This is a genomic window from Micromonospora sp. NBC_00860, assembly GCF_045207375.1.
Lineage (GTDB): Bacteria > Actinomycetota > Actinomycetes > Mycobacteriales > Micromonosporaceae > Micromonospora > Micromonospora vinacea.
This window is the reverse complement of record NZ_CP108825.1, coordinates 1,785,949-1,805,057: the sequence shown is the minus strand read 5'-3', so window position 1 is coordinate 1,805,057 and position 19,109 is coordinate 1,785,949. Positions and strand designations below refer to the sequence as shown.

At 71.3% G+C, this 19,109-nt stretch carries 19 protein-coding genes; 7 read left to right on the top strand and 12 right to left on the bottom strand.

The genetic code is table 11. The annotated features are described in order from the left end of the window. Positions 1–87: 87 nt before the first annotated feature. The gene (locus OH804_RS08180) at positions 88–537 is read right to left on the bottom strand and encodes a GNAT family N-acetyltransferase (protein ID WP_231392694.1); all 450 of its coding nucleotides are present in this window, start codon (positions 535–537) and stop codon (positions 88–90) included. Between OH804_RS08180 and OH804_RS08175 the strand changes: the two genes are divergently transcribed. Together OH804_RS08175 and OH804_RS08170 are read left to right on the top strand one after the other, a co-directional pair. After that, positions 536–1,360, top strand: a complete 825-nt coding sequence (locus OH804_RS08175; RefSeq protein ID WP_406063994.1) for a LysR family transcriptional regulator — start codon at positions 536–538, stop codon at positions 1,358–1,360. The two genes, OH804_RS08180 and OH804_RS08175, sit on opposite strands and share 2 nt — an antisense overlap. Continuing rightward, complete coding sequence (locus OH804_RS08170) at positions 1,273–1,518, top strand: LysR substrate-binding domain-containing protein (RefSeq protein WP_406066476.1); 246 nt, start codon at positions 1,273–1,275, stop codon at positions 1,516–1,518. Before OH804_RS08175 ends, OH804_RS08170 begins: the two co-directional genes overlap by 88 nt. Before the next feature lie 34 nt (positions 1,519–1,552). Here OH804_RS08170 and OH804_RS08165 read toward each other — a convergent pair whose 3' ends face one another. The 3 genes from OH804_RS08165 to OH804_RS08155 are packed head-to-tail and all read right to left on the bottom strand — an operon-like array spanning position 1,553 to position 4,114. Then, the gene (locus tag OH804_RS08165) at positions 1,553–2,107 is read right to left on the bottom strand and encodes a DUF5872 domain-containing protein (protein WP_406063992.1); all 555 of its coding nucleotides are present in this window, start codon (positions 2,105–2,107) and stop codon (positions 1,553–1,555) included. Between the two features lie 28 nt (positions 2,108–2,135). Next, positions 2,136–3,422 carry an ATP-binding protein gene (locus tag OH804_RS08160; protein WP_406063990.1) on the bottom strand — a complete coding sequence of 429 codons (1,287 nt, stop codon included), beginning with the start codon at positions 3,420–3,422 and terminating at the stop codon, positions 2,136–2,138. After that, positions 3,419–4,114 (bottom strand): response regulator transcription factor, encoded by a 696-nt coding sequence (locus OH804_RS08155; protein WP_406063988.1) that lies wholly within the window; start codon positions 4,112–4,114, stop codon positions 3,419–3,421. Before OH804_RS08155 ends, OH804_RS08160 begins: the two co-directional genes overlap by 4 nt. 102 nt (positions 4,115–4,216) lie before the next feature. On the opposite strand from OH804_RS08155, the gene OH804_RS08150 reads away from it, so the two are divergent. Further along, positions 4,217–4,681, top strand: a complete 465-nt coding sequence (locus OH804_RS08150; RefSeq protein WP_406063987.1) for a septum formation initiator — start codon at positions 4,217–4,219, stop codon at positions 4,679–4,681. Between the two features lie 36 nt (positions 4,682–4,717). Here OH804_RS08150 and OH804_RS08145 read toward each other — a convergent pair whose 3' ends face one another. After that, on the bottom strand, positions 4,718–5,170 hold the full coding sequence (locus OH804_RS08145; protein WP_196923697.1) for a MarR family winged helix-turn-helix transcriptional regulator: 453 nt from the start codon (positions 5,168–5,170) through the stop codon (positions 4,718–4,720). Between the two features lie 55 nt (positions 5,171–5,225). On the opposite strand from OH804_RS08145, the gene OH804_RS08140 reads away from it, so the two are divergent. Continuing rightward, on the top strand, positions 5,226–5,585 hold the full coding sequence (locus OH804_RS08140) for a hypothetical protein (protein WP_406063984.1): 360 nt from the start codon (positions 5,226–5,228) through the stop codon (positions 5,583–5,585). Positions 5,586–5,598: 13 nt separating this feature from the next. On the opposite strand, the gene OH804_RS08135 is transcribed toward OH804_RS08140, so the two are convergent. The 4 genes from OH804_RS08135 to rpsD all read right to left on the bottom strand — a co-directional run bounded on the left by OH804_RS08135 (position 5,599) and on the right by rpsD (position 11,922). Beyond that, on the bottom strand, positions 5,599–6,675 hold the full coding sequence (locus OH804_RS08135) for a hypothetical protein (RefSeq protein ID WP_406063982.1): 1,077 nt from the start codon (positions 6,673–6,675) through the stop codon (positions 5,599–5,601). Next, positions 6,672–7,019, bottom strand: a complete 348-nt coding sequence (locus tag OH804_RS08130; RefSeq protein WP_406063980.1) for a PadR family transcriptional regulator — start codon at positions 7,017–7,019, stop codon at positions 6,672–6,674. Before OH804_RS08130 ends, OH804_RS08135 begins: the two co-directional genes overlap by 4 nt. 105 nt (positions 7,020–7,124) lie before the next feature. Continuing rightward, the gene (locus tag OH804_RS08125) at positions 7,125–11,060 is read right to left on the bottom strand and encodes a ThuA domain-containing protein (RefSeq protein WP_406063978.1); all 3,936 of its coding nucleotides are present in this window, start codon (positions 11,058–11,060) and stop codon (positions 7,125–7,127) included. 253 nt (positions 11,061–11,313) lie between these two features. Then, positions 11,314–11,922, bottom strand: coding sequence for a 30S ribosomal protein S4 (gene rpsD, locus OH804_RS08120; RefSeq protein WP_406063976.1), 609 nt, complete (start codon positions 11,920–11,922; stop codon positions 11,314–11,316). A gap of 41 nt (positions 11,923–11,963) precedes the next feature. On the opposite strand from rpsD, the gene OH804_RS08115 reads away from it, so the two are divergent. Next, positions 11,964–12,695 carry a DUF2470 domain-containing protein gene (locus OH804_RS08115; protein ID WP_406063974.1) on the top strand — a complete coding sequence of 244 codons (732 nt, stop codon included), beginning with the start codon at positions 11,964–11,966 and terminating at the stop codon, positions 12,693–12,695. Positions 12,696–12,828: 133 nt separating this feature from the next. Further along, positions 12,829–13,119 (top strand): DUF1540 domain-containing protein, encoded by a 291-nt coding sequence (locus OH804_RS08110; RefSeq protein WP_088991595.1) that lies wholly within the window; start codon positions 12,829–12,831, stop codon positions 13,117–13,119. A 104-nt stretch (positions 13,120–13,223) separates the two neighbouring features. On the opposite strand, the gene OH804_RS08105 is transcribed toward OH804_RS08110, so the two are convergent. The 3 genes from OH804_RS08105 to OH804_RS08095 all read right to left on the bottom strand — a co-directional run bounded on the left by OH804_RS08105 (position 13,224) and on the right by OH804_RS08095 (position 17,534). Further along, complete coding sequence (locus tag OH804_RS08105; protein WP_406063972.1) at positions 13,224–14,684, bottom strand: hypothetical protein; 1,461 nt, start codon at positions 14,682–14,684, stop codon at positions 13,224–13,226. Beyond that, on the bottom strand, positions 14,681–16,537 hold the full coding sequence (locus OH804_RS08100; RefSeq protein WP_406063970.1) for a dynamin family protein: 1,857 nt from the start codon (positions 16,535–16,537) through the stop codon (positions 14,681–14,683). The genes OH804_RS08105 and OH804_RS08100 overlap by 4 nt, the downstream gene beginning before the upstream one ends. A gap of 115 nt (positions 16,538–16,652) precedes the next feature. Further along, on the bottom strand, positions 16,653–17,534 hold the full coding sequence (locus OH804_RS08095) for an IniB N-terminal domain-containing protein (protein ID WP_406063968.1): 882 nt from the start codon (positions 17,532–17,534) through the stop codon (positions 16,653–16,655). A gap of 301 nt (positions 17,535–17,835) precedes the next feature. Here OH804_RS08095 and OH804_RS08090 point away from each other — a divergent pair, with 301 nt between their 5' ends. Next, positions 17,836–19,095 carry an Hsp70 family protein gene (locus OH804_RS08090; protein WP_406063966.1) on the top strand — a complete coding sequence of 420 codons (1,260 nt, stop codon included), beginning with the start codon at positions 17,836–17,838 and terminating at the stop codon, positions 19,093–19,095. Positions 19,096–19,109: the final 14 nt, after the last annotated feature.

Sequence of the window (19,109 nt, the reverse complement as noted above, 5' to 3'; positions counted from 1 at the left end):
GGGATAGCACCGCGCTGTCCGAACGCTAAGGCCGGGTTAAGCCGGCGGTGGTGTCGACCCTGCGGCCGGGCCCTCGGCCTGGGCTGGTCAGAGCGCCATCTTCATGAAGACGTCGGCGCGGGCGTACGGCGGCAGCGGGATCTGATCCGGACTCACGTGCTGGAAACCGGTGGTCTCGTAGAGGTGCACCGCGTTCGCGAGCCTGGTGTTGCTGCCCAGGAACAGGGTGGTCGCGCCGAGCTCGCGGGCGCGCGCGATCGCCGCCTCGATGAGCTGGCGGCCGATGCCCCGGCCGCGCACCGTCGGGAGCACCGTCATCTTCGACAGTTCGAAGACGTCGTCCGAGCTGCGGACCAGGGCGACACAGCCGATGATCTCCTCGCCGTCGCGGACGATCAGCACGTCGCCACCCGGGCCGACGATGGCGGTGAACGGGTCGTTGAGCGTCTTGCGGTCCGACTCCTCGATGGTGAAGAAGTGGGAGATCCATTCTTCGTTCAGCGTCCGGAAGGCCTCGGCCTCCGCAGTGGTCGTCATGGACGTGATGGTCAGCGTGCTCGGCTTCATGGTTGGATTCTCCGACCATCGCCATTCGAACGTCCAATATCTTGTTCGGGGCCATCCGTATCCTAGAGATATGGAACCCGAGTTGCGCCACCTGCGCTACTTCGTCGCGGTCGCCGAGGAGCTCCATTTCGGCCGGGCCGCGGTGCGGCTGCGGATGGCCCAGCCGCCGCTGTCACAGCAGATCCGCCAGCTCGAGGCGATGATCGGCACGCCGCTGTTCGTTCGTACCTCCCGGTCGGTGGCGCTGACGCCCGCGGGCGAGGCGTATCTGGACCGGTGCCGGCGGGTGCTGGCCACCGTGGCCGACGACGTGCACGAGGCGGGTCGGATCGGGCGCGGGGAGCAGGGGCGCTTCGACATCGGTTTCGTCAGTTCGGCGATTCAACTCGGGCTGGCTGGGCCGATCCGTCGATTCCGCGAGCGCCATCCGGCCGTCCACCTACGCCTGCACGAGGCGTACACGGCGCACATCGTCGACCGGTTGTTGAACGGCGAGGTCGATCTCGGCGTGGTTCGGGACGCGGACGACCGCGACGACCTGGTCGGCACCACGTTCGCCACCGAGTCCTTCGTCGCCGTCCTGCCGGCCGATCATCCGCACGCCGGAGACCTCGCGATCGACGCTGCGGTGCTGCGCGACGACCCGTTCGTCTTCTTCCCCCGGTGGCCGGCGAGCGGGCCTACCAGCGCAATCTTCGGCCGTGCCTGGAAGCCGGCTACACACCGAACATCGTCCAGGACGCCACCAGTTGGGCCACAGTGGCGCATCTGGTCGCGGCCGGCCTCGGGGTGACGATCGCCCCGGCGAGCATCTCCGCCGTGGTGCCCGCTTCGGTGGGAGTGCTGCCGTTGACCGGCACCGAGGCCACCACCGAGGTGCAGATCCTGCGCCGCCGACAGGACGACCGGATCACCTCGACGGGCTTCGAGGCCGCGGGGCAGGCTTCCTGAGCTGCCCGCTGCGCCACCTGCCGTACCGGCTGGGTCAGCCGCGCCGGTTGAGTTCGGCTTCCAGCCGCTGGACGAGCGTCTTGCGGTCCTTGCTGGCGCGCTCGTTCCGCAACGCGGTCTTGAGCTGTCGCGTGTCGAGGCCACGGACCAGCTTGGCCGCCTCCGCGACCGACATCTCCGACATCCGTCCGGCGGTGGTGGCGTCCCGACGCGCGCGTTTGGCCGGCCCGGTGTTGGCGACGTACTGCTTGCCGGAGCGGGACGCTTCGCGCTTCTTCGTGTCGGTCGCGCGCTTCTGGTTCTCCGACATCTCCTCCCAGGCCTTCTTGGGCAGGTAGCGACTCGTCGTGCCGCCCTTGCGCGCCCGGGTGTCACCCTCTTTCGTCTGCCATTTCTCGTTGCCCCAGCGCTGGAGAGACTTCTGCCGCTCGTCCCTTTCGCCCAGGAATCCGCCGCCGCGCTTCTTGTACTCCTGAGTGACCAGCTGCGACTTGCGTGCCGACCACTGTCCCGGTCGGCCGCCCTTGTCGGAGGCCTTGACCTCTTCCTTGATCTGCTCTCTGAGCTCGGGTTTCGTGTACCGCGCCATGACTGGCAGCTACCCGGCGCCGCAGCGCCTATGCGTCCGGCGGCGACGCCGGAGGCCCGAGCCGGAGGAGCACCTGCGCGCCGCCGCCCGGGCCGGCCCGCAACTCCAGTCGACCGCCGGCGGCCTGCGCGGCACGTCGGGCGATGTCCAGGCCGAGGCCGGTGGACCCGGCCGCGCTGGCTCCCCGCCGGATCGCCCCGGTGGGCATGCCCGGGCCCTCGTCGGCGACAGTGAGGACCACCTCGCCCACCTCCCGGGCCAGCCGGACGGCGAACGGCGTCCCGTCGGGGGTGTGCGCGAAGACGTTGCCGAGCAGGGCGTCCACCGCCGCCGTCAGGTTGTCGGCGGCCACGCCGACGGGAAGGGGGCCGGGCGTCAGATCGAGGGTGACGGCCCGGCCGGTGTCCTCGGCCAGCACCGACCAGAACGCGACCCGGTCGGCGACGATCGCCGCCGCGTCCGAGACGGCCGGCTGCGCCGGTGCGTGCCGCCACCGGGCCTGGCGGATCAGCCCGGTGACCGCGCGTTCGAGCCCGTCGGCGGCGGCGGTGATCCGGGCGGCGTCGTCCGGGTCCCGCAACGACTCCGCCTCCAGCCGCAACGCCGTCAGCGGCGTACGCAGCTGGTGCGACAGGTCGGCGACCTGTTCGCGCTCCTGCACCAGGAGCACCTGGATCCGGGTGGCGAGATGGTTGAGCGCGCCGGCCACCTCCCGCAGTTCGGGTGGGCCGGCCGGCGTGACCCGGGCGTCCAGCTCGGCGTTGGCCAGCCGGTGTGAGACGGCCGAGAGGTCGCTGATGGGCCGGACCAGGGTGCGCGCCAGCCGGTCGGCGACCAGCAGCCCGATCAGCACGAGGATCACGCCGAGCAGGGCCAGCACCAGCCAGGCACGGGTGACCCCGGCGGTCAGCTCGCGCTGCGGCACCGCGATCCGGATCACCCCGGTGCCGTCCGCCCGACCCTGCACGGCGATCACCACCTCCCGGCCGGCCGCCGACTCCCCGGTGAGGCTCTGTCCGCGCGCGGCGAGGGCAACCGCGGGCGTACGCGGTGTCTGGGCGCCGAGCACCGTGCCGTCCGGCAGGAAGACGCTCACCGGCCGCCCGGACTCCGCGGCGAGTTGCTCGACGGTGAGCCGGATGGTCGCCGCATCGGCGGTGCCGACCACCGGCACCAGGCTCTGCGCGTCGGCGGTGGCCCGGACGGTGGCCCGGTCCTCGGCGACGGTGCGCACCAGCAGCGCCAACGGCACCAGGAACGCGATGAGGGTGAGGACGCTGACCGCGGCGACCAGCAGCGCGAGACGCGCCCTCACGGCTGCGCCGCCGGGGCTTCGAGACGCACCCCGACACCCCGCACGGTGTGCAGATAGCGGGGCTGTTGGGCGTTCTCCCCCAACTTGCGACGCAACCAGGACAGGTGCACGTCGACGGTCTTGTCGGCACCGCCGTACGGGATCTGCCACACCTCCGTGAGCAGCTCACGTTTGGTGACCACCTGGCCGGGTCGGCCGGCGAGGTGGTGCAGCAGATCGAACTCGCGGGGCGTCAACTCGACCGCGGCACCGTCGAGGGTGACCTGCCGGGCCCGGGGGTCGACGCGGAGCCCGCCGACGACGAGCGTGAGGTCCAGCCCGTCGGCACCGGAGGGGCCCCGCCGCAGCACCGCCCGGACGCGGGCGTCGAGCTGGGCCGCGGTGAACGGCTTGACCACGTAGTCGTCGGCGCCCGCGTCGAGTACCCGGACGATCTCGGTCTCGTCGTCGCGCGCGGTGGCCACGATGACCGGCACCGCGCTGACCGCGCGCAGCATCCTCAGCAGCTCGCGGCCGTCCAGGTCGGGCAGGCCCAGGTCGAGCACGACGAGGTCGGGTCGGTCGTCCAGCGCGTCGCGGAGCCCGGCCATCGCGGTCGAGGCCGCGGCCACCGCGTGGCCGCGTTCGCGCAGGGCCCGGATCAGCGGGGTACGGATCGTCAGGTCGTCCTCGATGAGCAACAGGCGGGCCACAGCTGGCAGGCTAACCGCTGCCGCCGGTGGTGAGGCGCACGTTAACCACGCCTTAGCGTTCGGTTGTGCCAACGACAAGGACGGATCGGGGATAGTCAGGGGATGGGCCGTCGTTCGATCCTCGTCGCCACCGGATGGGTGGCCACCGCCGCCATCGCGACCCTGATCGGGCTGGGCGCGATCCGGTTGGTGGGCGAGAGCCTCACCGGCACGCCGGGTGGGGTGCGCAGCGAGGCCGAGATCGAGCGGGCGCTCGCCTCACCGGAGCCGGTGCCCACCGGCACCACGGGCACCGCATCGGCCGGGCCGGGCACGACGGGGCCCGCGCCGAGCGCCAGCTCCGGGGCCCGCCGGGGGTTCGCCACCGACGGCGGCACGGCCGTCGCCGAGTGCGGCGTTGGCGGCGTACGCCTCGTCTCCTGGGCGCCCGCGCAGGGTTACCGGGTCCGCGACGTGGACCGAGGCCCGGACGACGACGTCGAGGTCACGTTCCAGGGTGCGGCCCGGGAGTACGAGTTGAAGGTGCGCTGCATCGGCTCGGAGCCGGTGGCCGTCGCCGACGACTGACGACCTGGGAGCAGGTGAGGTGGGTGTCGCGGCGGTTCAGCGGCTCTGCAGAGCGTCCACCAACCTTCGGAGCGTCGCGCGCGCATTCTCGAGATCGCTGAGGCTGAGACCCGCTCGCTCGACGGCGTCCCGGCGGTCGGCGTCCGAGCGTTCCAGGAGGCCGGTGAGCGTGCCCAGCCCTTCTGTCGTGAGTGTCACCAGTGGCGCACGGCGGTGATCGGGGTTGTCGTGCAACTCCACCATCCCGGCTCGGGCCAGGTCGTCGACCACTCGCTGCACACTCTGTCGAGCGAGGCCGAGTCTGCGCGCCGCGCTCGCGACGGTGCGGGCGCCGTCGGAGAGCACGCTCATCACGTGCCATCGGGCGGCAGTTTGTCCGGCTTCTCGGGCCAGCTCCTCGCTTGAGCGCCGAGACTCGCCTGCCAGTTCGTACACGTCTGCCATCAGCAGCCGATACGCGTCGACCCGGTCCTGCTTCTGTTCGGTCATCGCCGGGATGCTAGCGCACGTTGACAGCCTATTACTGGAATGACAGCATGCTGTCATGATTCTTCGACTGTGGAGCGGGTGGACCGAGCCCGCTCTCGCTGACGCCTACGACCGGCTGTTGACGCAGGACATCGCGCCCGCGATCCTCGCCCGGCGCGTCGACGGGCTTCGGGAGCTTCGGGTTCTGCGTCGTTCCCCGCAGGAGCTGGACCCCGCCGAGGGCAGCGAATTTCTCACCGCCATGACATTCACCGACCTCGCCGCGGTGTCGGCCTTCACCGGCGGCGATCCGTCCGCCTCCGTTGTCCCGCCCGCGGCCCGTGACCTGCTCGGGCGCTTCGACAGGCAGTCCCGGCACTATGTGAGCCGAGCGGTGTTCCGCGCCGATGATGGACAGCCGCCGGGCGTCGGGTGAGCAGCCGGCCGCCTCACTGACCCGTTGGCTGCTCGCGGTCGGCGTTCCGGCCCAGCGCGACCATGCGCAGGGTCTCCTCCCGGCGGCGGACGAGCAGCGCCCCGGCCAGGAAGGTCACCGGCGCGACGAGCACCAGCATCGCCCACTGCGCCGGCACCAGGGGGATCGTGTGTCCCATGTTCATGGTCGAGGTGACCCAACCGGCGAGGGCGCTGTCGATCACCAGGGCGAGGGCTGCCACGGGCAGGAGCATGACGACGACCCGTCGGCGTACCTCCGGAGTGAGCGTGGCTACCGCGATCACCATGGCCGATGCGGCGGCCGCCAGGCCCGCGACGTAGAGCCAGAGGACCAGCTCACTGCTCGCCTCGATGTCGTAGAAGACCTGATAGGACGCTCCGCCGACGAATACGAACGCGGGACTGGTCACCCGGTTTGTCACCAGCAGCGCGACGATCGCGGCCGGTGCGAGCAGCAGAGTCAGCAGTCGGCGTACGCCCAGCAGCGTGATCGCCCGGCGACGCGGCGCCGGTACGGTGAGCGCGGCGGCAGCCACCACGGCGAGGGCGAACTGCGGCAACGTGTCCACCACGTATGTGGGGTTGTCGCTGGTCTGCGGGGCGACGAGCGCGCCCCAGCCGAGCACCCCGGCCCAGGCCAGACCGGCGGCGACCCAGCGCCACCCGACCAGCACCGCGGCACAGACCCCCGCCCAACCGGCGACGCGCAACCAGTCGACGAGATCCGGGCTGCTCGACCCGAACCCGGGCGGCATCTTCGGCGCGAGGACGAGCTGGTCGAGCAGCGCCTTTCCGGCGAGGGCCAGCAGGACGACCCCGACCAGCAGGCCGGTCACCGTCGCCGCGTCCGCCCAGCTCGGCTCGGTGAACCCCCGTGCGCCCACCCGCAACCGCGCCCGCAATCCGGCGCCGACCAGATTCCGCACGTCCGCGGCGCCGGGGCGCCGCTGGCCCGGCCGCGCGCCGGCGAGGAGCACGGCCAGCATCTCGTCCTCATACACCCGACGGTGTTGCCACGGATAGACGGCCAGCAGCCGCCGGTAGCGGCGCTCCAGGTCGTCGCTCCTCACGCCGCACCCCCGTCGGTCAGCAGGCCGCTGCGGCGCAGCCGCACCCGGGCGGCGTCCGCGTTGTGTCGCAGGCGGGACGCCTCTTCGGTGAGCCGCCGCGCGCCCAGGGCGGTGAGGCGGTAGTAGCGGCGCAGTCGGGACTGGACCACCTCTTCGCGCTCGACCTCGATGAGACCGTCGGCGCGGAGTCGATCGAGGACGGAGTAGAGGGTGCCGGCGCGCAGGCGTACCCGGCCGTCGGAGATGCGCAGCACGTCCTCGATGACGGCGTACCCGTGCATAGGCGCCTCCGCCAGCGCGGTGAGCACCAGGAACGTCGGTTCCCGAAGTGGAGCCTCAGCCATGCCAGAGAGCATATACCGATAGGCGGTATATGCAAGGACGACGTGCGTGCAGTGACGGACGTGGCCGGCACGGATCACCGCGCCGGCCACGTCATCGGTGGTGGTTCAGCTCGCGTACGCCTCCAACTCCCAGAGCGAATGGCCATATCCGGTGCCCCGGGCGGTGCCGTAGATCCGCAGGTAACGGCCGTTGGCACCGAGGGCGGAGTGCTCGTCCACGCCGCCGTCGGCCCCGGTCACCGTCTTCACTGTGGTCCAGGTGGTGCCGTCATTCGAGGTCTGGATCTGGTACGCGCTGCTGTACGCCGCCTCCCAGCTCAGCTTGACCCGGCCGATCGCGGTGGCACTGCCGAGGTCGACCCTGATCCACTGGGGATCGGAGAACGTGCTCGACCAGCGGGTGGTGAGGCTCCCGTCGACGGCCTGGGCGCCGGACACGTCGGCCCCCTCGTTGCTGGACGTCGACGTCGGCTTGTTCAGCAGCAGGTTGCCGCCGGTCGGGCTACCGGTGCCGCCGTACACCTCGAACTCGAACAGCGAGTAGCCCCAGGCGGTCCCCCGGGTGGTGCCGAGCAGCCGAATGTACCGGCCGGACCCGCTGAGCCCGGTCAGGTCATCCACCCCGCCGTCGCCACCGGTCACCGTACGGATCGTGGTGAAGTTGACACCGTCCGGCGAGGTCTGGATCTGGTAGCCGCTGCCGTACGCCGCCTCCCAGGTCAGCTTGACCCGGTTGATGGCGTACGTGGCGCCGAGGTCCACGTCGATCCACTGTGGGTCACCGAAGGCGCTGCCCCACCGGGTGCCGGCCACGCCGTCGAACGCGTTGGCCGCGCCGAACGCGCCCTCGAAGCTGGACGCGCGCGCCGGCTTGCCCCGGGCCAGGTTGGCGCCCGGCTCGGGATCGGGGTCCGGGTCCGGTCCGGGACCGCCGGGGCTGGTGGAGAGGGTGAACTCGTCGATGTCGAAGTACGGGCCGGTGCCCTTGAAGACCAGGAACAGCGTCCGGGTGCCGGTCGGGGCGGTGACCCCGCCGGTGACAGTGGCGAAGTTCGCGTACCCGCCGGTGGGCACGACGGTGGCCGAACCGACCAGCGGCCCGGTGGGTGAGTCGACCCGCAGCTCCAACGTGCCGCCACCGCCGGCCGGTGCGCCCACCCGGGCGCTGAACGACTGGACGCCGGTCAGGTTGTAGGGGCGGAACGAGATCCAGTCGTTGTTGTCGACGTAGCCGACCGCGGCGCCGCCGTGCCCGGCTGCCCCGGCGACGATCTGGACGCCGGACGAGTCACCGAAGTGCTCGGCCTGGCGTACCCGAGGTTGCAGGACGGCCTGGGTGTGCGTGGTCAGCGCCGGCTGGCCGCCCCCGCCCAGGTCGGTGTACTCGGCGTCGATGATGCCGAAGATGTTCGCCGCCGTGTCGTGCTCGCCGTCGGCCGAGGTCTGGATGACCCCGGTGCAGCCCTGCACGCTGCCCAGTTGGTGTCCGTGCGAGTCGTGGCCGAGGACGTAGTTCACCTTGACCCGGGCGCAGTTGATCGCACCGTCCTGGGCGTCGGTGACGGTGACGGAGAACGGCACCGCGTCCCCGAAGTTGAAGGTCTGCCCGTTCAGCGGGGTGTTCACGGTGACCACCGGGGCGCTGTTGCCGACGGTGACGACCACGCTCGCGGTGGCCGTCTTGCCGGTGGTGTCCCGGACCGTCAGTGTCGGGCTGCGGGTCCCGTTGGTGGTGTACGTGAAACTCGGGTTCGCCGCTGTCGAGTCGGTGGTGCCGTTGTTGTCGAAGTCCCAGGCGTAGGTGAACGGGTCGCCGTCCGGGTCGAGGGTGCCGGCCGAGGAGAAGGCCACTGTCAGCGGCGCGGTGCCACTGGTCGGGGTGGCGGACACCTTGGCGACGGGCGCTCTGCCCTCGCGGGCGTACTCGATGCGGTAGAGCGCCGAGTTGGCGTCGCCGTTGAACCAGCCGGTGCCGTAGTCGAGCACGTAGAGCGCGCCGTCCGGGCCGAACTCCATGTCCATGACCTGGGTGCCGGTCCACGGGAACGGGTTGATCTTCAGAGGTTGGCCGGACGCGTCGAGTTTGATGTTCTTGATCCAGCGGCGACCGAACTCACCGGCGAAGTAGGTCCCGTCGTAGTACTCGGGGAACGCCACGGGCGAGGTGTTGTTCGGGTCGTACCGGTAGACCGGGCCGCCCATCGGCGACAGTCCACCGCCGGTGAACTCCGGCGGCGAGCCGGAGCCTCCGTACGGCAACCAGGCCGGGACGGCCGGCGGCAGCTGCGTGATGCCGGTGTTGTTGGGCGAGTTGTTGACCGGCCCGCCAGCGCAGTTGAACTTCGCCCCGGACGGCCCGGACGGGAAGGTGTAGTCGTTGTAGGCGTCGTTGCGGGCGGTGCAGTACGGCCAGCCGTAGAAGCCGGGCCGGTCGATCCGGGCGAACTCGACGTTGCCCGCCGGCCCCCGGTTCGGGTCGGCGGTGCCCGCGTCGGGGCCGTAGTCACCGAGGTAGACGATGCCGGTGGCCTTGTCCACGCTCATCCGGAACGGGTTGCGGAAGCCCATCGCGTAGACCTCCGGGCGGGTCCGCGCGGTGCCCGGGGCGAACATGTTGCCGGCGGGGATGGTGTAGCCACCGGCCGCGCTCGGCTTGATCCGGAGGACCTTGCCGCGCAGGTCGTTGCTGTTCGCCGAGGTGCGCTGCGCGTCGAACGCAGGGTTGCGCCCGGCCCGCTCGTCGATCGGGGTGAAGCCGGCCGAGTCGAACGGGTTGGTGTCGTCACCGGTGGACAGGTACAGGTTGCCGGCCGCGTCGAAGTCCATGTCACCGCCGACGTGGCAGCACATGCCCCGGCTGGTCGGCACGTTGAGGATCAACGTCTCGCTGGCCAGGTTGATGGTGTTGTCCGCGTTCACTGTGAACCGGGCCAGTCGGTTGACGCCGTCCCAGACGGCGAAGTCGGCCGGGGTGCCGGTGGCCGGCGCACCGCCGCCGGGGGTGCTCAGTGGTGGGGCGAAGTAGGCGTAGACCCAGCGGTTGGTGGCGAAGTTCGGGTCGGCCTTGATACCCTGCAGGCCCTCTTCGTCGCCGGTGTAGACCGGCAGGGTGGCGGCGATCTTGGTGTTGCCGGCGGCGTCGGTGTGCCGGATCACGCCGTTGCGGGAGGTGTGCAGCACGCCCCGGTCCGGTAGGACGGTGAGGCTCATCGGCTCGCCGGTCTCGGCCGCGCCCTTGGCCAGCTCCACCTGCTGGAAGCTGCTGGTGACTGTGGGACCACAGTCGGCGTCGACCGCGCCGGCGGCCGTCCGGATGCCGCCGAGCAGGTGCTGGCGGAAGTTGGCCTCGGTGTACGACGCGTCGGTGTGCCCCAGGCCCGTGTACCAGGCTCGGCCGCCGGAGTAGTTCTGGCACCAGGAGATCGGGTGGTCGGCGCCCATGCTCCCGCCGGTGTAGGTGGTCTCGTCCAGGGTGGCCAGCACGTGCGCGTTGCCCCGGGGGTTGGTGCGGTAGTTGTACAGCTCGTCGAACCGGTTCCACCGCTGCGGCAGCGTCGCGGTCGAGGGGTGCACCTGGTCGGCGACCTTCACTGTGACGTTCTGCTCGGCCGGGTGGGAGGCGAAGTACGCCCCGACCAGTCCCCCGTACCACTGCCAGTCGTACTCGGTGTCGGAGGCGGAGTGCACGCCCACGTACCCGCCGCCGCCCTGGATGTAGCGCTCGAACGCGGCCTGCTGGGCGGCGTTGAGCACGTCGCCGGTGGTGGAGAGCCAGATCACCGCGGCGAACCGGTCCAGGTTGGCGTCGGTGAACTGGGCGGCGTCCTCGGTGGCCTCGACGGTGAAGCCGTTGGCCGCGCCGAGTTGCTGGATCGCGGCGATGCCCGGGGTGATGGATCCGTGCCGGAATCCGGCGGTCTTGCTGAAGACCAGCACGGTGAACGGTGCGGCGCTTGCCGTGGGTGGCGCGGCGACGATGCCGCCCGCCACGAGGATCGCGCTCAGCGCGAGGCCGAGCCACGATCTCAGGGATCTGCGCACGGTGGGGTCCTTTCGCGGTGCGAGGGACGGCGTGCGCCGATCACGCCTGGCGGTGGTGGGACGAGATATGTGAATGCATCGTTGCGCCCGGATCACGGGCGCGTCAAGCACTCTCCCACCATCCGTGAGAGCGTTATCTCCGCAGGTCAGGGACGACCGTGCGAAGCGAGATCGAATAACGGTTTTCGGGCCGCGATCCATCCACGGAGGGCCCCGGCGCACACGCCCGCACTCGGGGCCCTTCCCAACCCGGTCAGCGTGAGTAGTACTCGACGACGAGTTGCTCGTCGCAGACCACCGGGACCTCCGAGCGGAGCGGGAGCCGGGTCAGCCGAGCTGCCAGGCCGGGCAGGCTCACCTCAAGGTAGGGGGCGAGACGTTCCGGGGCATGCGCCCCGGCCGCCGCCACGACGAACGGCGCCTTGCCCCGACTGCGTTCCGCCACGGCGATGACGTCACCGGGTTGCAGCCGTGCGGACGGCCGATCCAGGCGACGGCCGTTCACAGTGACGTGCTGGTGGGTGACGACCTGGCGGGCCTGGTAGATGGTGCGGGCGAAACCGGCTCGCAGCACCAGTGCGTCCAGCCGGCTCTCCAGTTCGACGATCAGTTCGTCACCGGTCTTGCCCGGCCGGCGCACGGCGCGGTCGAACGCGCGCCGGAGCTGCCCCTCGTGCAGGTCGTACTGCGCCTTGAGCCGCTGCTTCTCCAATAGCCGGACCTTGTAGTCGCTGGTGGTGCGTCGGGCCCGGCCGTGCTGCCCGGGCGGGAACGGGCGGCGTTCGAAGTAGCGCACGCACTTCGGGGTCAGCGCGATGCCCAGGGCTCGGGAGCGCTTGACCTTGGGACGGGTCTGATTCATGCTTCGCCTCTCAAGTAAGGTAAGCCTAACCTTATTAGGAGATGATCGCCTTGAGCAAGCTCCCGACCAGCACGGCGGACTCCCCGGACGACGCGGCCGTCCGGCTCCGATCGATGCTCGTCGCCGCCGATTCCCTCACCCTGCACATCCCGGGCGTCGAGGCGTACGTCGTCGGACGGCACGTCGTGACGAGCGACGGGCGGCTGCGGGTCGACCTACCGGCCGGCTGCCACCTGGCCGAGCATCTCGCGCACCAGAGGGAGACCGTCGCGATGGTCGAGGTGACGGATCTGGCGCCCACCCCGGTACGCGAACGGGTGCGCGGACGCGCCAGGCTCACCGGCTGGCTGGTGGCCGAGGCCGCCCCGACCGGGAGCGATCAGGACCTGGTGACGGTCCTCGACCTCGCCACCGCCGAACTGACCGCCGATGGCCGCACCACCGGTATCGACGCGGACGAGTTCGCGACCGCCCAACCCGACCCGCTGGCCGCCGTCGAGGCCGATCTGTTGTGTCACCTCGACCACCACCACCCGCACACGGTCGAGGGGTTGAGCCGACTGGTACCCGCCCGCCACCTTCAGGGTGTCCGCCAGGTCCGGCCGGTACGACTGGACCGCCACGGTGTCGTACTCCGGTTGGAGCGGAGCACTGGCGACCGGGACGTCCGGCTGCACTTCCGCGCGCCGCTGCGGCACCCGGACGAACTCGGCGCTCGGATCGAGGCACTGCTTCGGCACCCGCACGGCTGCCGGGCCCGACACGCCCGCTGACGACCGCCACATTCAGCGCTTAGGCAAGGCTGGCCTATGCGGAACATCCCCGAAAGAGACGGCTGAGAGGGACTTGTCCCGTCGAGGCCGGGTATGACGGTGACCCGGCACCACCGACGGAAGCGAGATCGCCATGACCGACATGCTGGAGATGCCGCGGGTACACGAGTGCACTGTCACCGACTGCGGCTACAACCATGACGGCTGCCACGCGTTCGCCATCACCATCGGGCAGCAGAACGCCAACTGCGCCACGTTCATCGACACCTCCGCGAAGGGCGGGCTGGACCGCGTCATCGCCCAGGTCGGTGCCTGCAAGCGGTCCGACTGCCAGCACAACGCCGAACTGGAGTGCCACGCGCCGTCCATCCGGGTCGGTCCGGGTCAGGACATCGCGGACTGCCAGACGTACCAGCCGCGCTGACCCCGGCGTGACGCGCATGAGGGACGGCCGCCCCGCCGTCCCTCATCGGCGTCCGAGGCGGTCTCCGCGGGAACGACAATCGGCGTGCCGGCGATCGTCGGCGTTCAGCGACCGCCCGCGACCAGCTCGGCGATCATCCCCTCGCAACTACGGACCACCACCTGAGCGCCGCGCCGCTGCGCCAGCGGGAGCAGCAGATCCTCCGCCCGATCCCGCCACCGCCACTGCGCGTCGGAGGCGACCTCCCAGAGCCGCCGCACGTCGGCCTCGTGCTCGACACCGAGCCGGGCCGCGAGGCCCACCCCGTCGCCGCCGACCAGCCGCTGCGCCTCGGCGGCCAACTCCGCGTCGAACCCCAGCCGGGTGTTCCGCAACGCCACCAGCAGGCGCAGCTCCCGGAACTCGTGCGCACCCGCGAGGATCTGCTCCACCGCGCCGACCAACTCGGCGGAGCCCCGGGTGGGCTCGGCCCGCGACAGCGCCTCCACCGCGGCCAGCGCGGACCGGGCCTTCAGCGCATCGCGGCGATCGATGAAACAGCGCGTCACCGACTCACGCAGCTCGGTGAGACCGCTGCGCCGAATCAACTCGGCGGAGAGCTTCACCCGGCTGTCGAACCCGCTGCGCACCAACGTGGCCGCCAGCCGGACACCGAAGACCCCGAACCGACCGAGCAGCGCAGCGCGTACCTCGGTGTCCAGCCGCACCGGCAGCTCGCCGCGGAGGAAGCGATCGGCGGAGATGAGGTGGGCGTCCAACTCCGCCCGGGGCACCTGGGCCAGGGTCGCGAGCGCGGCGAAGTCCGACTCACCGAGCATCCGGCCGGCCAGCCCGATCATCCCACTGCACGCCACGACGTTGACGCTGAGCGCGTTCACCCTCGGGTCGCGGTAGTGCCGTCGAGCGAGCTGGCGTGCCGTGAGCAGGCCGTCGATCCGGCCTCCACCGGTCTCGTCGGCGCGGGACAGCACCATGATCACGTTGACCGGAGCGGACTGGCCGACAGCACTGTCCCGTGCGGACTCCAGCACCCGCAGATCACTGTCGCGACTGTCGCGGGTCAGGTACAACACCGCGTCCGAATCGCGCAGCACCCGCTCCAACACCGGCGCCCGGCCCTGCTCCGCGCCGCCGGTGACCGCCGGGGTGTCGATCAGCGTGATCTGCCGCAGCGCCCGCGTCGGCCACCGCACCACGATGTCCCGCACGTCCCCCGCACCCCAGCCCAGATCCACCCGCAGCCCGGTCGCCGACTTCACCACTGCCAACTCCTGCGGCGGCTGCCCGACCGGGTAGGCGGTGGCGTGCGGCGCGGCCCCGTCCTCGTACCAGGTGAAGGCGCCGTCCGCCCGCTCGACCGGCGCCACCTCCTCGCCCATCAACGCGTTGAGCACCGTCGACTTGCCCGACCGCCACGGGCCGACGATGGCGATCCGCAGCGGCTGCTCCAGTCGGGCCACCTGTTGCCGAAGCTCCGCCACGGCCCGGGGATTGTCCTGGTACAGCTCGATGGCCTGGTGCAGCAACCCCCACGCCGCCTCATCCAGGCGCACCCCCACCGTCACGGCTGCGGCTCCAGCAGCAGCGGGGCGGAACGGGCACCGGTCAACTGCTGAGCCTGCTCGTACACCGCCGCCAGGCGGGTCATCTTCAACCGGATCTCGCGCTGCCGCTGCTCGCGCAGGGAGGCATCGGTGTCGGCCTCCTGCTTCGCGCTGCGGAACGACTGCACGATGGCCTCCTGAAGCTCCTCGGTCAGCCCGGTGAAGTGGTCCCGCAGCATCCGCTGCACCTGCCGGGCGGCGTCCCGGCAGTCGCGAATGATCCGGACGAAGAAGTCGTCGACATGCCGCTGGATGGCCGTCTTGACGGTCGCCTGCCGGCGACGGAGCAACTGCTTGCTCTCGTCGCGGATGCTCTTGCCGCCGAAGAGCGCCCCGATGCCGACCGAAACCGGATTGATCATCGGCATCCCGGCCAGCGTGGTCGCCAGACCGAACATCAGCATGCCGCCGTACGAGCCCTTCATGCCGGTGAACAACTTCTGGCCGGTCGTGAACCGGTCGATCGTCGGCCGTTGCAGCTCGGGCAGTCGCTCGCCGATGTCGTCCGGCATCGTCATCGACCAGGGCGGAAGCACGTCGTAGCCGTACCGGTCGAAGTTGGCGGCCACCCGCCGGGCGATCCAGTCGCAGCGCTGGATCAGCCACTCGTGGTTCGCCTCCGCCGCCTCCACAAGGCTCCGCTCCAACCAGTCCTGGAAGGTGTCCCAGGCGACCAACGGATCGGCGGTGTCGAACGCCTCGTCCACCGCGCGCAGGATCTGTCGGGTCCGGTCGCGCAGGTCGTACTCGAGGTCGGCCAGCAGGTCGGTGATCTCGTCGGTCAGCGTGTTCTGCCACCGGGTGGAGCACCGGCGCAGCTCGTCGACCTCGCGCTGCGCCGCGTGCAGCCGGGAGATCGGCCCGGACTGCTCCTCCGCCTCCTGGGTCGCCAACTCGGCGCGCAGCGGCGCCGCCAACTGCTCCACCACCGTCCGGGCCACCGTCTGCACCGCCGCCCGGGCCAGGTGGTCGGCCTTGCCGGCCAGGTCGCGTTGCAGACGGGCGATCAGCGCGGGAAACCCGGACTCGGCGTTGAGACCACGGTCGTCGGCCGCGGCGGCGCGCAGTCGCAGCGCCGCGGAGACCGGGATCAGCGTCGCCGGGACGCCCGCCTCGGCCAGGTGCTGCCGGTTGCGCTCAGCGACCGTACGCCAGTCCGCCACCAGATCGGTCTTGCTCTGCACCACCACCACGTTCGGGTGCGAACGCATGATGTGCAGCAGCATGTTCAGCTCGGCGACCGACAACTCCCGAGTGGAGTCGGAGACCAGCACCACGGTGTCCGCGCGGGCCGGCGAGGCGACCGGGGCGGAGGCGCCGATACCGGCGACCTCGTCGGCGCCGGGAGTGTCCACCAGCACCAACCCGGCACCGAGCAGGGCGCGGGGCAGTCCGATCTCGACGTACGCCGGGCCGCCGCCCGGCCGACGCCCGACCAGGCCGGCCACGCCCGCCGCGACCTGGTTGAGCGCCACCGGGGTCCGCTCGACGGTCGCCGCGGCGGCAGTGCCAGTGGGGTGGCCCGGCGCCGGTGGCGGTGCCTGCGCCACCGCAGCGGTGGGGGCCTCGGCGTGCTGCACCACTGTGGGCAGGACAGTCGTCCGGCCGTCGCCGACCGGGCAGGCCGGAGCGTTGATGATCGCGTTGATCAGCTGACTCTTGCCCTGGTTCGGCTCACCGATGACCAGGACACGCAGCGTCGGATCCAGCAGTTGCGCCCGCTTCTGCCGCACCGTCTGGAGTAGGTCACCACGACCGTGTGCAGCGCAGGTGCGGGCGATCTCGTCCAGCACGTCCAACCAGATCCCGGCCATCACCGCACCAAGTGTGCGGATTTCAGGTTAATTATCAAGAGGGACCGGATGTGGAACCGGGAAGGGCCGGACCGCCCGAGACGATCCGGCCCTCCGCTCCGACCGGAGATCCGGGTCAGAGCAGACCGCCGGTGACACCCAGCAGCCCGTGATCGGACGAGGCGTGCGAGTCGCCGAGCACACCATCGGTGACCCCACCGGTCACGTCACCGACAGTGTCGGTGACACCGGGGAGGAGGCTGTCCACCTGGTGCGTCACGCCGCCCACCGTCGACGGCACGTCGAGCGGCGGGACCCCGCCGACGACACCGTCGCCGTGCCCGAGGCCCAGCCCGTTGAGGGTGTCGTCGACACCCAGCGAGCTGACGACCCCGCCGAGCTGACCGTGGGTGCCGGAGAGGACACCACCGGTCAGGTCGCCGCCGATCAGGTTCGAGTCAGTGACGCCGAGCAGACCGGTCGGGTCGCCGACGGTGCCGGTCACGTCACCGAGCACCGGGTCCGCGATCGCGTCCACCGGCTGCACCACATCGGCGTCGAGGGTGTGCGCCACGTCGGAGACGCCGGCCAGGTCGGTGTCGAGGCCGGACGGGCCGACACCCAGACCGATGCCCGGCAGCACGGTGACCCCGGCGGCGGCGGTCGACGGGTCGACAGCGATGGCGCCGAGCACGCCGGCCTTGACGTCCACGCCACTGGGCGAACTGGTGATGCTGATCTGCTGTGCCACGCTCTGCAACTGACCCACCACGTCGGTGGTGTCGGTGAGCAGCGGGTCCAGCCCGAGCTGCTCGACCGGCGAGGCCAACGGCGCGAGGCCCGCCCCCGGCGCGTAGTCGACGACCAGCGGCACGACGTCCTGCACGTCAGCGGCGGTGATGTCGGTGAGCCCGGCGCCCCGCAACGCGCCCTCGGGGTCGAGGTCGAAGGCCGACCGCGCGTCCGGGTTCGTCAGTAGGTCGAGCACGAAGTCGTGGAGCGTCTGCTGCGAGTCCATGTGCCGGTTCTCCTCGGATGTGGCATTGGCGGGGTGTCGTACGTCGACGGTGACGACGCTATTGCCGGGGGTCACCCCCGGGCATCGGGGCTGAGCCCGAATCCGGGGCGGTTGAACTAGGGGCTGCGCCACCTCGTACGTTAGGGGGACAGGGGGAAACCGTCCCGACGAGATTAGGGTCCCGACCAGGGACTGATCTCTGGTACGAACGTAGGAGCCCGCGGGGTTCGCCGGGGGTGCGTCGTCGGGCAGCCGACGCCATCGCCACCGACCGGCCGACTCACGGGGAGAGACAGAGACGATGCCGTACGTCCTGGGGATAGACATCGGAAGCAGTAACACGGCCGCCGCCGTCGCACGGCGACGCGGCGCGACCTGGACCCGTCCCGAGGCCGTCCCGCTGAGCGCCGGCGCACCTCTCATGCCCTCGGTGTTGTGCCTGGCGGAGGACGGTTCGCTGCACGTCGGCGAGCCCGCGACCGACGACGGCAGCCGCACCACCCGGGACTTCGTCCACCGGATCGGCGACGACGTGCCGGTGCTGCTCGGCGGCGAGCCGTGCGCGCCGCAGACGCTGACCGCCGAACTGGCGGCGTGGGTGGTGGAGCGGGTCCACGCCCAGGAGGGTGGGGCGGCCGAGGCGATCGTGCTCAGCCACCCGGCCGGGTGGCGCCCCTACCGACGGGAGGTGCTGCACCGGGCACTGTCCGACCTCGGCCTACGGCACGTGACGTTGCTGCCCCGCACAGTCACCGTCGCCGAGAGCCACGCCGCTCGCGGGTTCGCGGGCAGCACCGCCGTGGTCTACGCCCTGGGCGGCAACAGCTTCGAGGCGGCTCTGGTACGCCGCACCCCACGCGGCACCTACGAGACGTTCGGCACCCCGCAGGGTCTCGACCCGATCGGTGGCGCTGACTTCGACGAGGCGCTCGCCGAGCATGCTCGTACCGTGCTGGCCCGGGAGTTGGCGGCGACCGGCCGCCGCGGGGCCCAGGCCGCGCTGCGCGGGCTGCGCGCGGAGTGTGACCGGGTCAAGCGGGTACTGACCGTCGACCTCACTGCCGACGTGGTGCTGACCCTGCCGAGCGGCCCGGCCCGGGTGCCGGTGACCCGGGCGCAGTTCGAGGCCATGATCCGCCCGACGGTGCAGGCCACCGTCGACCTCCTGCTCCGCGCCGTGCGCAGTGCCGACCTGACTCCGGCGCAGCTCGACGGCGTCCTGCTGGCCGGCGGCTCCACCCGGGTCCCGCTGGTGACCGAACTGATCAGCGCGGCCCTCCCGGTGCCCGTCGAGGTGGAGCCGGACGCACAGTTGACCGCCGCCACCGGGGCGGCGATGGCCGCCTGCCAGGTGGTGTCACCACGCCCCCGCCAGCCGCCGCCGGCCCGCGTTCCGGCCCCGGTCAGCGGCGCCGGGCAGGCCACCATCCCGGCACCACGCCGCCCCCACCACACCGTTCCGGGTGATCCGCCACCGCGGCCCCCGGTCCGGGTCCTCCCACTGGAACTGCCGAAGCCGTCCCGCCTGGCGCTGGCCCGCGGCCGAGGACGCGAAGGTTAACGCTTCCCCATGGA